The sequence below is a fragment of the Microbulbifer sp. SAOS-129_SWC genome (genome assembly GCF_039696035.1).
Classification (GTDB): Bacteria; Pseudomonadota; Gammaproteobacteria; order Pseudomonadales; family Cellvibrionaceae; genus Microbulbifer.
Genome location: NZ_CP155567.1, coordinates 3,997,021 through 4,010,881, shown reverse-complemented (window position 1 = coordinate 4,010,881; position 13,861 = coordinate 3,997,021). Strand labels below are relative to the sequence as shown.

Annotated in this window: 4 protein-coding genes; all 4 read right to left on the bottom strand. The window is 62.1% G+C overall.

All coding sequences use genetic code 11. The features are described from left to right. Window positions 1-15 precede the first annotated feature (15 nt). A complete protein-coding gene (locus ABDK11_RS16995) occupies window positions 16-693 on the bottom strand; it encodes a type 1 glutamine amidotransferase domain-containing protein (RefSeq protein ID WP_346837713.1) in 678 nt (225 codons plus the stop codon). 59 nt (window positions 694-752) lie between these two features. Further along, the gene (locus tag ABDK11_RS16990) at window positions 753-1,787 is read right to left on the bottom strand and encodes an NADP-dependent oxidoreductase (RefSeq protein ID WP_346837712.1); all 1,035 of its coding nucleotides are present in this window, start codon (window positions 1,785-1,787) and stop codon (window positions 753-755) included. Between the two features lie 130 nt (window positions 1,788-1,917). Next, complete coding sequence (locus ABDK11_RS16985) at window positions 1,918-2,502, bottom strand: TetR/AcrR family transcriptional regulator (protein ID WP_346837711.1); 585 nt, start codon at window positions 2,500-2,502, stop codon at window positions 1,918-1,920. Window positions 2,503-2,674: 172 nt separating this feature from the next. Next, complete coding sequence (locus ABDK11_RS16980) at window positions 2,675-13,846, bottom strand: isopeptide-forming domain-containing fimbrial protein (RefSeq protein WP_346837710.1); 11,172 nt, start codon at window positions 13,844-13,846, stop codon at window positions 2,675-2,677. Window positions 13,847-13,861 lie beyond the last annotated feature (15 nt).

Genomic DNA, 13,861 nt, shown 5'->3' with positions numbered 1-13,861 from the left:
TGGCGCCGTCAGTTCTTACTGCAGCTTCGCCATTAACGCGCTGGCCGTGGCTTCGGACGAGGCCGGGTTTTGCCCGGTAATCAGCAGCCCGTCGGTCAGCACATAGCTTTGCCAGTCGTCGCCCTTGGAGTAGGTGCCGCCGTTCTGCTGCAACATATCCTCGACCAGAAACGGCACCACGTCGGTCAGGCCGACGGCGGCCTCCTCGGAATTGCTGAAGCCGGTGACTTTCTTGCCCTGCACCAGCGCCTTGCCGTCTTCACCCTTGGTGTGGCGGAACACGCCCGGTGCGTGGCATACCGCCGCGACCGGTTTTTGTGCCGCGACAAAGGCTTCGATCAGGGCGATGGAATCGCGGTCTTCGGCCAGATCCCACAGCGGGCCGTGGCCGCCGGGGTAGAAGACCGCATCGAAATCTCCGGCTTTGACATCCGCCAGGCGCTTGGTATGCGCCAGCGCCTGCTGCGCTTCGCTGTCCTTGCGGAAGCGATCGGTGGCTTCGGTCTGTGCATCCGGATCGTCGCTTTTCGGATCCAGGGGTGGCTGGCCACCTTGGGGCGAGGCGAGGGTCAGCGCCGCGCCCGCATCCTTGAACACATAGTAGGGCGCGGCGAATTCCTCCAGCCAGAAGCCGGTTTTCTCGCCGGTGTCGCCCAGTTGGTCGTGAGAGGTGAGAACCATCAGAATTTTCATCGTAACTCCTTACTGAAATGTTGGATGTGTAATGCCTGTGGGGATAATCCGGTTGCGGATCAGTCGTCGGCGCCGACGCGAATCACCAGCTTGCCGAAGTTTTTGCCCTGCAGCATGCCCATAAAGGCCTCCGGCGCCTGCTCCAGGCCGTCGACGATTTCCTCGCGATACTGGATCTTGCCGCCGGCCACCCACTCGGACATCTGCGGGTAAAATTCGCCGAAGCGGTCCTGGTAATCGAAGATAATGAACCCCTGAATTTTCAGGCGCTTGACCAGCGACAGGCCCATCAGCTGGCCGAGGCGGTCGGGGCCTTCCGGCAGTGATGTGGCGTTGTACTGGGACACCAGGCCGCACAGCGGAATGCGCGCAAAGGTGTTGAGCAGCGGCATGACCGCATCGAAAACCTTGCCGCCGACATTTTCGAAATAGACGTCGATACCCTTCGGGCAGGCGGCGGCCAGCTGTTCGGCGAAGTCATCGGCGTAGTGGTCGATACAGGCATCGAAACCCAGGTTCTCTACCGCGTGGCGACATTTCTCCGCCCCGCCGGCCACGCCGACGACGCGACAACCCTTCAGCTTGCCGATCTGGCCGACGGTGGCGCCCACCGGTCCGGTGGCGGCGGCGACGACCAGGGTCTCCCCTTCTTTCGGCTCGCCGATATCCAGCAGGCCCATATACGCGGTGAACCCGGGCATGCCCAGCACGCCGAGTGCGTAGGAAGGATGCTGTGGACTGGTGCCCAGGTTCATCAGGTCGCTGCCATCAGACAGGGCATAGTCCTGCCAGCCGCTGTAGGCCAGCACCCAATCCCCCTTGTTGAACTTGGCGTTGCGCGATTCCATCACCCGGCAGACAGTGGCACCGCACATGGGATCATCCACCTGCACCGGCTCTGCATACGACGGCGCGTCGCTCATGCGCCCGCGCATATAGGGGTCCAGTGACAGATAGACGGTGCGCAGCAGTACTTCGCCATCGGCGGGCTGCGGGACCTCCGTCTGCTCGAGGCGGAAGTTGTCGTTCGTGGGCGCGCCCTGTGGGCGGGCGGCGAGAACGACACGGCGGTTGTGGTCGGAAGACTGGGGCATGGTTGCTCTCCTCGGGTTGCAGTCAGTTGTAGCGCGCGCGGCGCGCGGTAACCGCTTTAATGCTCTACTAGACCGGTCGTCTAGAGCGGTGTCGAAAAAATACCCGCACAGGGCGGGTATCGATTTGTGATCAGTCGGCCAGCAGGGCTTGGGTGGTGACCAGTGCCTGTTCCAGCGGCTGGCCGGTGCGATGCAGCTTGGTCAGCAGGCTGGCACCCAGCCACAGCTGGTAGAGACTGCTGGCGGTGGCTTGGGCGTCCAGCCTGGCCGGCAGCGACCCATCGGCGCGGCCGGCCTCGATGCAGCGCACCAGCTGTGCGAGGATCCGGTCGGTACCGTCGCGCAGGGTCAGGCGCATGGGTTCGGAGAGGTCGGCCACCTCGGCGCTGAGTTTTACCACCAGGCATTTCTGCTCCTCGCAGCCGGCACTGTAGGTGCGCAGCCACTCCTGCCAGTAGGACATCAGCCGCTCGGCGGCGGTCATGTCGCCGCGGCTGAACAGCTGTTCCAGATCCGCCAGGTAGCGGCGGAAATAGTATTCCAGCAGGGCCTGGCCAAACTGCTCCTTGGACTGGAAGTAGTGGTAAAAAGAGCCCTTGGGCACCCCGGCGGACTTCAGGATTTCACTCAACCCCACGCCGCAGAAGCCCTTGCCGGCGATCACGCGATGGCCGGTATCGAGCAGGTGCTGGCGGGTGTCTTCATGGCTGGTCATGGCGACTAGTCTACGTCCGATTAGACCGGTCGTCTAGGTGGCCGGTCAAACGCTGTGACTCTGCACCCGGTACCTGCTCGACCGCCGCTTTCGACCCATCACCCGCTACCGCTGGCTACGCCCCCTGCCGCCGACCATGCCCGGCGGCTGGTCAAACCCGGTTGTAATACTCTCAGGGTTCGCTCGCGACCTGCTTCGCCATGGCACCGAGAATTGGCGCTATGCCGGTGCTGTCGAGGTCGCGGCTGATGGCATCCAGCTGTTGTTGCAGCGGGTCCTGCCGGGCTTCATTTTCCGCGCTGATCAGTGCCTTGCCGAAAATATCGTACAGGCTGTCGGCACGATAGCCGGCGAAATGGTCGTCCAGCTGCAGCAGGCCCGCGTGGTCACCGCTGCCCTCCGTCGGTGACAGCCAGTAGCCGCTCTCCTCGCCGAAAACGGCTGACCAGTCGTTGGGATAGAAATGTCCATCCACGGTGCCGAAGGCCGGATCGAACAGGCTGCCAGTGCGGCTGCCCTGCAGGTTGGCGGTGACCGCCTGGGTTTCGCGCGAGATCAGGCGGCCGTACATCTCCGGTTGCGTCGGTGCCTGCGGGCGCTCGCGGTATTCCATTTGCCAGTGCAGCTGCGACAGCGTGATGTTGTCCACCTGCGGGCCGGGATTGTCGATCGGTGTCTCGGTGGAGTCGGTATTGTTGTCCGGGGTTGGATCCTTACCGGCGCCGCCGTCGTAATCGATGCTGGCGGTATTGCTGGTGCTGTCGATGGTGACCTGCAGCGGATAGTCGACGATCACCGCAAACTCCACCGTGCCGCTCTCGCCAGCCTCCAGGCTGCCGACATCAAGGGTGAAGGTGTTGCCGTTCTGCTGCCAGCCGGGCGTGGAATTGGCAGCGTCGAAACTGGTGTTGGGCGGCAGGGTTTCGGTAATGACCACATTGTCCGCGGTGGTGTTGCCGCGGTTGGCGTAGCTGAGGGTGTAGCTGTAGCCGTCGGTGGGGCCGGGGAAGGCGTCGCCGTCGTCCTTGTCGATGACCAGGTCGACGAACTCCACCTCGAGGGGTTTCATATCGTGATTGTTGTCCGGGGTCGGATCCTGGCCGTTACTGCCGTCGTCGGTGACTTCCACGCTGTTCTGTTGCTGTGGCGGGACATCGGCGGGCAGGTTTTCCGACTTGACGGTGGCGGAGAGGCTCAGGGTCACACTGTCGCCGGCGTCCAGGTCGCCGAGCTGCCAGGTCACAGTGCCGGCGGCAAGGTCGATGACACCGCCGTCGCTGGCTACAAAGCCGGAGAACAGGCTGGTGTCCGGTAGTGTGTCAGTGACCACTACCCCGGTGCCGTCCTGATTGCCCTGATTGCTCACATCGATGGTCCAGCTGACGGTGTCGCCGGGATTTGCGGGGCCGTTGTAGTTCGGGATCTTGACGATCACATAATCCGGGCGGCCGTCGATGGGGGTGACTTCATCATCGCTGTTGTCGTCGGTGTTCTGGTCCGGCCCCTTGCCGCCATCGTCGTCGATGCTGGTGGTGTTGCTGGTTTCCTCGACCCCCGAGGGAATCGGGCTGTCGATGATCACGGTAAATTCGACACTGCCGGTTTCGCCGGCGGCGACGGTACCGAGGTCGAGCGTCAGCGTATCGCCGTTTTGCACCCAGCGCGGATCGGAATTGGCCGCGTCGAAGCTGGCGTAATCCGGCAGGGATTCGGTGATCACCACGCCGGAGGCATCGGCGGTGCCACTGTTGCCGTAGCTCAGGGTGTAGACCACGCTGTCGCCGGGTTCCGCGGTCACCCCGGCGTCGTCTTTATCGATATTCAGATCCACGTAGGTGATATCGAAGTCTTTGCTGTCGGTGTTGTTGTCCGGGGTCGGGTCGGGGCCGTTGTTGCCGTCGTCGTCGACGCTGACCGTATTGGTCTGGGTGGGGATGGTGGTCGGCACCTGGTCGACGATGGTGGCGGTAAGGGTAAACGTGCGGCTGTCGCCGACGGCGAGGTCGCCGATATCCCAGGTGACGGTGCCCGCGGCGAGATCGACGGTGCCGCCATCGCTGGCGGTAAAACCGGTAAACAGGCTGGTGTCGGGCAGGGAGTCGGTGACCACCACCCCGGTGCCGTCCTGGTTGCCGTCGTTGCGCACTTCGATGGTCCACTCCACGGTGTCGCCGGGGTGGGCCGGGTCGGAGAAGTTTTCGATCTTGTCGATCACATAATCCGGGCGGCCGTCGATGGGGGTGACTTCATCATCGCTATTGTCGTCGGTGTTCTGGTCCGGTCCCTTGCCGCCATCGTCGTCGATGCTGGTGGTGTTGCTGGTTTCCTCGACCCCCGAGGGAATCGGGCTGTCGATGATCACGGTAAATTCGACACTGCCGGTTTCGCCGGCGGCGACGGTACCGAGGTCGAGCGTCAGCGTATCGCCGTTTTGCACCCAGCGCGGATCGGAATTGGCCGCGTCGAAGCTGGCGTAATCCGGCAGGGATTCGGTGATCACCACGCCGGAGGCATCGGCGGTGCCACTGTTGCCGTAGCTCAGGGTGTAGACCACGCTGTCGCCGGGTTCCGCGGTCACCCCGGCGTCGTCTTTATCGATATTCAGATCCACGTAGGTGATATCGAAGTCTTCGCTGTCGGTGTTGTTGTCCGGGGTCGGGTCGGGGCCGTTGTTGCCGTCGTCGTCGACGCTGACCGTATTGGTCTGGGTGGGGATGGTGGTCGGCACCTGGTCGACGATGGTGGCGGTAAGGGTAAACGTGCGGCTGTCGCCGACGGCGAGGTCGCCGATATCCCAGGTGACGGTGCCCGCGGCGAGATCGACGGTGCCGCCATCGCTGGCGGTAAAACCGGTAAACAGGCTGGTGTCGGGCAGGGAGTCGGTGACCACCACCCCGGTGCCGTCCTGGTTGCCGTCGTTGCGCACTTCGATGGTCCACTCCACGGTGTCGCCGGGGTGGGCCGGGTCGGAGAAGTTTTCGATCTTGTCGATCACATAATCCGGGCGGCCGTCGATGGGGGTGACTTCATCATCGCTATTGTCGTCGGTGTTCTGGTCCGGTCCCTTGCCGCCATCGTCGTCGATGCTGGTGGTGTTGCTGGTTTCCTCGACCCCCGAGGGAATCGGGCTGTCGATGATCACGGTAAATTCGACACTGCCGGTTTCGCCGGCGGCGACGGTACCGAGGTCGAGCGTCAGCGTATCGCCGTTTTGCACCCAGCGCGGATCGGAATTGGCCGCGTCGAAGCTGGCGTAATCCGGCAGGGATTCGGTGATCACCACGCCGGAGGCATCGGCGGTGCCACTGTTGCCGTAGCTCAGGGTGTAGACCACGCTGTCGCCGGGTTCCGCGGTCACCCCGGCGTCGTCTTTATCGATATTCAGATCCACGTAGGTGATATCGAAGTCTTCGCTGTCGGTGTTGTTGTCCGGGGTCGGGTCGGGGCCGTTGTTGCCGTCGTCGTCGACGCTGACCGTATTGGTCTGGGTGGGGATGGTGGTCGGCACCTGGTCGACGATGGTGGCGGTAAGGGTAAACGTGCGGCTGTCGCCGACGGCGAGGTCGCCGATATCCCAGGTGACGGTGCCCGCGGCGAGATCGACGGTGCCGCCATCGCTGGCGGTAAAACCGGTAAACAGGCTGGTGTCGGGCAGGGAGTCGGTGACCACCACCCCGGTGCCGTCCTGGTTGCCGTCGTTGCGCACTTCGATGGTCCACTCCACGGTGTCGCCGGGGTGGGCCGGGTCGGAGAAGTTTTCGATCTTGTCGATCACATAATCCGGGCGGCCGTCGATGGGGGTGACTTCATCATCGCTATTGTCGTCGGTGTTCTGGTCCGGTCCCTTGCCGCCATCGTCGTCGATGCTGGTGGTGTTGCTGGTTTCCTCGACCCCCGAGGGAATCGGGCTGTCGATGATCACGGTAAATTCGACACTGCCGGTTTCGCCGGCGGCGACGGTACCGAGGTCGAGCGTCAGCGTATCGCCGTTTTGCACCCAGCGCGGATCGGAATTGGCCGCGTCGAAGCTGGCGTAATCCGGCAGGGATTCGGTGATCACCACGCCGGAGGCATCGGCGGTGCCACTGTTGCCGTAGCTCAGGGTGTAGACCACGCTGTCGCCGGGTTCCGCGGTCACCCCGGCGTCGTCTTTATCGATATTCAGATCCACGTAGGTGATATCGAAGTCTTCGCTGTCGGTGTTGTTGTCCGGGGTCGGGTCGGGGCCGTTGTTGCCGTCGTCGTCGACGCTGACCGTATTGGTCTGGGTGGGGATGGTGGTCGGCACCTGGTCGACGATGGTGGCGGTAAGGGTAAACGTGCGGCTGTCGCCGACGGCGAGGTCGCCGATATCCCAGGTGACGGTGCCCGCGGCGAGATCGACGGTGCCGCCATCGCTGGCGGTAAAACCGGTAAACAGGCTGGTGTCGGGCAGGGAGTCGGTGACCACCACCCCGGTGCCGTCCTGATTGCCGTCGTTGCGCACTTCGATGGTCCACTCCACGGTGTCGCCGGGGTGGGCCGGGTCGGAGAAGTTTTCGATCTTGTCGATCACATAATCCGGCGCCGCCTCGATGGGAGTGACTTCGTCATCGGTGTTGTTGTCGGGGGTCGGGTCGGCGCCGTCTTCGGTATCGATGGTGACCGTGTCGGTGGTCTGCTCGACGCCTGCGGGCAATGGGTCGACAATCGTCACCACGAGTTCGACGGTGCCGGTTGCGCCGGCGGCGACGGTGCCCAGGTTGTAAGTCAGTGTGTCGCCGTTCAATACCCAGCCGGGGTTGGCAACCGGATCGAAGTCGACGTAGTCCGGAAGGTTGTCGGTGATCACCACATTGGTGGCGTCGACAGTGCCGGTATTGCCGTAGTCGAAGGTGTAGGTGACCGTGTCGCCCGGATGTGCCGGGTTGCTTTGATCAATGCCACCGTCGTCCTTGTCGATATTCAGGTCGAAGGCCGCGATCGCTGCCGTCACCTGGTCGGTGTAATCGTACTCGCGCTCGATGTCCGAGTCGTCACCGCCGGCGGGGGTATCCAGGGTGGTGGAGCCCACGTCGACAATATTGGTGACGTCCTGGCCGACGGCGTTTGGATCACTGGTTACTCGCGCGTCGACGGTAATGGTCACGACGGTGGTGCTGTCGATGGCACTGATATCCAGCGATAGCAGGTTGGCGCTGGAGTTATCGATTATCGTCGGCGTGCCACCGGTCACATCAATTTGCACATTTTCGACGCTGGACAGGTAGGTGGGCAGCGCGTCTTCGATGGTGACATTGTAAGCGTCGGCACCGCTGGACGGATCCAGTTGCACGGTAATCTGGTAGGTGGCGATAGCGCCGAGGGTCAGTGGCGTGCTACTCAATAGCTGCTTGTCGATATCCAGTACCGGTTCCACCACATCCACCGAGGCGCTGTCGCTGATGGTGGTATCCGGCGTGTCATCACCGGTAGTGTCGTAATTCAGGCTGGCGTCATTGCTGAGCGTGGTGCCGTCCACATTGCTATTGATATCGGTGACCCGCAGCCGATAGGTGAGCGTTACCGTTTCCACGGTGCTGTTATCGGTATCGGTATTCTCCAGCGTGCCGAAATCGAAACCGACGGTGTAGTTACCCGGGTCGTCGATCACCGAAACCTGGTTGTAGTCGACCTGGATGGCATCCGGGTTGCTGGAGGTCACGTCAACCAGGTCGACGAACTCGAACCCCAGGCCGTAGACATCTTCGATGGTGCCGGTCAGTGAGGCTTCGGGCAGGGTGATGGTAGTCTGGAAGGTGACGATTTCACCGATGGTGGCTTCGCCATCGTCGTTGAGATCGTCATTCTGTGAGGTGGATACCAGGGTTTTTTCTATCCCCGGCGACAGTACCGTGATATCCACGTTGGCATCTGTGGCGTAATCGTTGAGGGCGCCGCCGGGGCCGTCGGCGCCGGTGCGCTCGTTTGCGTCCTGGCCGTTGATGCTGCTCCAGTCCAAATTGGCGGTATTGCTGATGGTGCTGCCGGCGAGCGTATCGTCCAGGGTGCCGGTCACGGTGATGGTGACCACATTGCCGGGATCCAGCTCCAGTTCCCCCTGTGGATCCAGTACCAGCTCGCCGCCGACTACGGCAAAATCACCGGAGACATCCACCGGACCGAAACCGAAATCCGCTGATGCCACGATCGAAACATTGGTCAGTTCCGCCGGCAGCGGATCACTGAAGTTGAGGTCATAGGCCGTGGTGCTGCTGCCGTCATCCGGATTGGTGATGGTGATGGTGTAGCTCACCTGGTCGCCGTTATCGGCAGAAGTGACATTGCTGGTTTTGTCGATGGTGAGCTGCGGCTCGATCACCGTAACGTCGGTTGACGCTTCGGCCAGTCCATCGCCGGCATCGGTATTGCTGCCGTTGTTGTTCAGGTCCCAGCGAAAAACCGCATCGTTGGTGAGGGTTGTGCCGGCCTGGTTGCTGTCGACATTCAGTACGCGCACCGTATACACAAGACCCACCAGATCCGCTTCGTCCTGGCCGTTGTTGCCGCCGATATTTATCAGGTTGGCAGTACCGAAACTGATTGTGCCAGTGGCGCCGGCGGCGGGCGGGGTAAAGACAACACTGTTCGGGTCGATATCCGCACCGACCGTGATTTCATCGAGACTGACGAACTCTACGCCGTCGGGCAGTGTATCGATGATTTCCGCCATGGGCGCGCTCGCCTCGGGCACCAGGAAAGCGGAATAGTAGGTGACCAGTTCGCCGATCACCGCTTCATCGGTGCCGTTGTAATTGTCATCGATGGAACTGCTGATAACGCTCTTGCCGGCCTGCACCGTGGCAATGTTGAAGTCGAAGGTATCGCTGCTCTCATAGTCGTTGAGGCCGCCGGGGCCATTGATGCCGTCGCGCTCGTTGGGGTTGTCGCCGGAGATACTGGTCCAGTCGACGGTGGCGGTATTGGAGACCTGAGTGCCGGCCACCACGTTACCGACCACGTCGGCACTCACGACCAGGGTCAGGGTGTCGCCCTGCAACAGGTCGAATGTGGAGCCGGGAATGGTTTCAAGCGTATTGCCGGTCACCTGGAACTGGCCGCTGATATCGGAAGGCACACCGTTTTCGGTCAGTGTGGCGCTCACCAGTGCGACGTTGGTCAGCTCGGGCGGCAGCGTGTCAGTGAAGGTGGTATCGAAGGCATCGGTATCGGAAAAGCCGGTGTGCGAAACCACGATGGTGTATTCGATCGGGTCGTTGGCATCGATCAGGGTAGCGCTGCTGCTGAGGGATTTATCCACCTGCAGGTCCGGTTCGATCACGGTGACATTTTGTGCCGAGTCCCGTGCCAGTGACTGCGGATTGTCGACGCCGTCGGCGGTGTCGTCCCAGAAAAACTGGGCATTGTTGTTCAGCTGGACGCCGCTCTGGCTGGTGGAGACATTCTGCACCAGTACCTCGTAGGTGATGGTGATAGTCTCCGTGGTACTGTTGTCGGTGTCGACGTTGACCAGGTCGCCCAGATCGAAAGTCACCTGCTGGCCGCTGTTGGTGACAGTCAGGTCGGCCTGCGACCAGGTACTGCCGGAATCGTTTTGAATATTGCCGGAGTTGTTGGTGACAGTGATTCCGCCGATATACTCGAGGCCGGTGTCGAGGGTATCGACAATGCTGGCACTGGGCGTGGTGCCCTCGGCTACCTCGATGGTCAGGGAATAGGTGGCGGTCTCGCCGATCACCACTTCGTTACTGGCGTTGGTGCTGCTGTTGATGCTGGTATCGACGAGTTCCTTGCTGACGCTGTTATCGCGGATATCCACCACGGCGTCGTCCTGCCAGTCGATATTGCTGTTGCCGGCGGTGTAGTCGTTGCCGCCTTCGATACCGCCGTAGGCTTCGAGCGTGGCGGTGTTGGTGATTTCCTGGTGCGGCTGCACCGCCACGGTAGCCTGCAGATCGTAGACGATGACGATGACGTTACTGCCGTCGGTGGTATCACCCGTATCGGCATCGTAGCCGCGATTGATGGCGCCGTCGTTGGCTGAAGGATCCTCCAGCGTGATACCGCCGCTGAACAGGTTGCCGCTGTAGGAGACCTGGGTACCGTCGCCGGTATAGACCTGCAGGTTCAGCCCGCTGCCGGGCACGGCGAAGCCATCGGGCAAGGTATCGCTGATGGTGATATCGAAGGCGTCGGAGCCACCGCTGTTTTCCACTGTGATGGCAAAGCGCACGATATCCCCTGCATCCACGTTACTCAGGTCGGAATCAATCGGCGTGGTGTCGAGGGCGGCACTGGTGATGGCGCCGCTCCACGGCGGGGTGCCGGCGGTGCCCGGAGTGCCGGCCGGGTCGAAGGTCACCGGCGCGGTGGGATCCGGATCGAGTACGCCATTGGGGTCGTCGGTGTCGATCACGCCTTTGGTGACGCTGAGCGCTGGCGACAGTACCTGTACCTGAATACCATCCGGGTCCAGCACCGTGGTATCGGTGGTGCCGTCGACACTCACCGAGGCCACATTGGTCAGGTAGAGACCGTCGGTAAACGGCGTGTCCTGGACCGGCACGGTAAACAGCAGCTGTACATGGCCGCCGACGGAATTGTCCTGCTCCAGCGGGTTGAGGGTCCAGGTGATGGAGTTGTTGCCGGAATCGGCGCTGGTGGTGACATTGCTACCGTCGAGATAGCCCGCCGGCCAGTCGGCGAAATTGGTGCCGGGGCCAAAGCCCCACTGGTTGGCACCGGGAATCAGGGCGCCGTCATTGGTGTCGAAAAAAGTCGGCGCCACCGCCTCGAAAACCGGCAGCGGCAAATAGTCCGTTATCTGTATACCATTGGCGTCCAGGGTCCCGAGATCGATGTCGACGGCGAAGGTAACAGTATCGCCGACCGTGATATCGTTCAGGTCGCCAGGGGCGCTACTGCCGTTGACGGCGAAGACACTTTTACTGGATTCCGCTCCTTCGATCACGATGCTCTCACTGCTGCCGTTGTCCACCGTCGCGCCATTGGCGGACGGGGAGGTCGCATCGATAGTGGCCTGATTGCCGATGGTATCCAGGTCGTTCACCGAATTTCCGGTAGCGACATACTGCTCGCGAATGGTGGCCTCGTAGGTGATCACGACGGTGGTGGTGCCGTCTACATTGCTGTCGGCATACAGGTCGCCGTCGAGGCTGCCGTCGCTGATGCCGCGGTCGATCAGCTCCTGGGAAATATCCACGCTGATGGTGGTGGAGCCGTCGCCACTGTTTTCGGTAACCGTGGCATTGCCCGCGGCATCGGGGCCGTAGGTGGTGCCGTTGTAGAACAGCTCGAAGTTGATGGAGTCCGGATCTACCTGCAGGCCGTCGCCGAGCAGATCCGACAACACCAGGTCCTGCAGTTCCATATAGTCCGACACCTGTAGCGTCAAGGTGTACTGCAGGCGGTCGCCGGGGGTGTAGCCCGTCGCGCCATTGTCTTCAATCAGCGCCACATTTTTCTGCACTGCGGTGGCCGTGGCAGTGATGACGTCGTCATCGCTACTGCTGATGGTCTGGTCCTGGTAGGTACCGGTGACGTCGACGCTGTTGCGCACGGCATCGTCGGCGCCGTCGTTGATGACGATCGGATTGCCGTCGGCATCCACATCCGGGACATAACCACTGTAAGTGATGACGATATCGTTGTTCGCCAGGGTGCCGGTGACCGGGTTGAGGAAGGTCACCACCAGTTCCGCATTGTTGTTGGCGCCTTCGGGCGGTTCGGACAGGGTGTAGTCGGTGCCTTCCTGCAGCACGGTGCCATTGACGTCGGTGACGGTCACGGTGCCCGGCTGGTAATAGAAGTTGCTGGGCACCTGCTCGGTGACCACCAGGTTTTCGACTGAGGACAAGTTGGCGATGTCCACGGTTACTACCCAGTTTACCGGTTCGCTGGGACCGGTGACGGTCTCGCTGTCGTCGCCGATCGAGGCGTTGTCGCCGTCGCCATCGCGTGCGCCCTTGTCCACCAGCATCACCGTCGGCGTGATGCTGGTAGTGATCGGGTTGGAGACCAGCGGCGGATCGGTATCCGGGTTATTCAGCGGGTCGTTGCCATACATGAAACCGGGGCGGACCCAGATGGGGATCGGCACACCCACGATCGCCCCGGACGCCTCGTCGAGCAGGGCCGATGCGGTGAACTGGTAGGCCGGCTGGTCGCCGGTAAAGGAGCCGAACGGCAGCTGTACGGCATACCAGGTGGAGCCCTCGGTAGCGGCCGGCGGCAGCGGGATGGCGCCGGTCTGGTTGAGGTCGTAGGGATGGTACTGCACCGGGTTGCCGCCGCTGTCGACCCATTGACCATTGGTAAAGGTGTATTCCACATAGGTGGCGCCGAGGAAACCGCTGACGCTTTGCACTTCGATGCCCGGCCCGGTGACCACATCGATAAACGGGCCGTAGCCGGTATCGGTACTCTGGTTGTCGAAGGCAATGGTGATGTCGGTAGTTTCGTTGATGAAATCCTCGCTGGGTGCATCGACGGTGGCATTGGGATCCGCGGCCAGCAGTCCATCCCAGGTGCCTTGCAGCATTTGCGAAAACACCACGGTGGTCTCGATATCGCCCTGCTCGTACTCCAGGTCCCAGTCACCGCCGTGGGCAATGCTGCCGGTCGGATCGTCGGAAGCGGCGATATCGGTGCCGGTCAATTGCGACAGCTGCAGAATGAAGGATTCGCCGGTCTCGCTGTAGCTGACGTTGCAGCCGTACAGCAGAATGTCCGCGTCGGCGGTGAAGTGGGACGACCAGCTCTGCAGTTCACCGTCGAACTGCTGCAGGGTTTGCAGGGACAGCGTATCGGCGCCGATCTGAATTCCGCCGGGGCCGCCGTGGGTGACCAGGTGCAGGGCGTCGCTGTGCCCCTGTTCGGCGAGGATGTCGCCAATGGTGGCGACATTGTCGTTGCCGTCGATGGTGTACAACTCCAGTGTGCGTGCGCCGAAATGCAGCTCCTGGTAGTTGCCTTTGTCGCTCACACTATCGGCGCGATGGAGCAGGTCGTCGATCAGTGCCTGGGCGTCGTCAATGGTGGTGTCGATAACCACCACTTCCTTGCGCCCCGCCGGCGCACTGTCGGCATCGCTTTCCTGTGCGGCCGGCTGGTGGCTGCCGGTGTCCGTGCTGTGACTGTCGTTATCCGATGTAGCGTTGTTGGTGGTGCTGGTGCTGTCGCTACTGTCGCTGTCCATTCCGGCCGGCAGGTGGCCGCCGGTATCCGCCGGGGTGGAAGCGTCCAGCAGCACGCGTTTTTCCAGTACGCGGCGCAGGCTGTGGAGCTGGCGCTGTGCACCCAGTGCGGCAGCCAGCGGCGAGGGGTTCAATTCCCGGGAGTCCATTGTGAATACCTCTAC

Coding starts and splice junctions, on each gene's coding strand:
- ABDK11_RS16995 (WP_346837713.1), bottom strand. CDS start 693: ATGAAAATTCTGATGGTTCTCACCTCTCACGACCAACTGGGCGACACC.
- ABDK11_RS16990 (WP_346837712.1), bottom strand. CDS start 1,787: ATGCCCCAGTCTTCCGACCACAACCGCCGTGTCGTTCTCGCCGCCCGC.
- ABDK11_RS16985 (WP_346837711.1), bottom strand. CDS start 2,502: ATGACCAGCCATGAAGACACCCGCCAGCACCTGCTCGATACCGGCCAT.
- ABDK11_RS16980 (WP_346837710.1), bottom strand. CDS start 13,846: ATGGACTCCCGGGAATTGAACCCCTCGCCGCTGGCTGCCGCACTGGGT.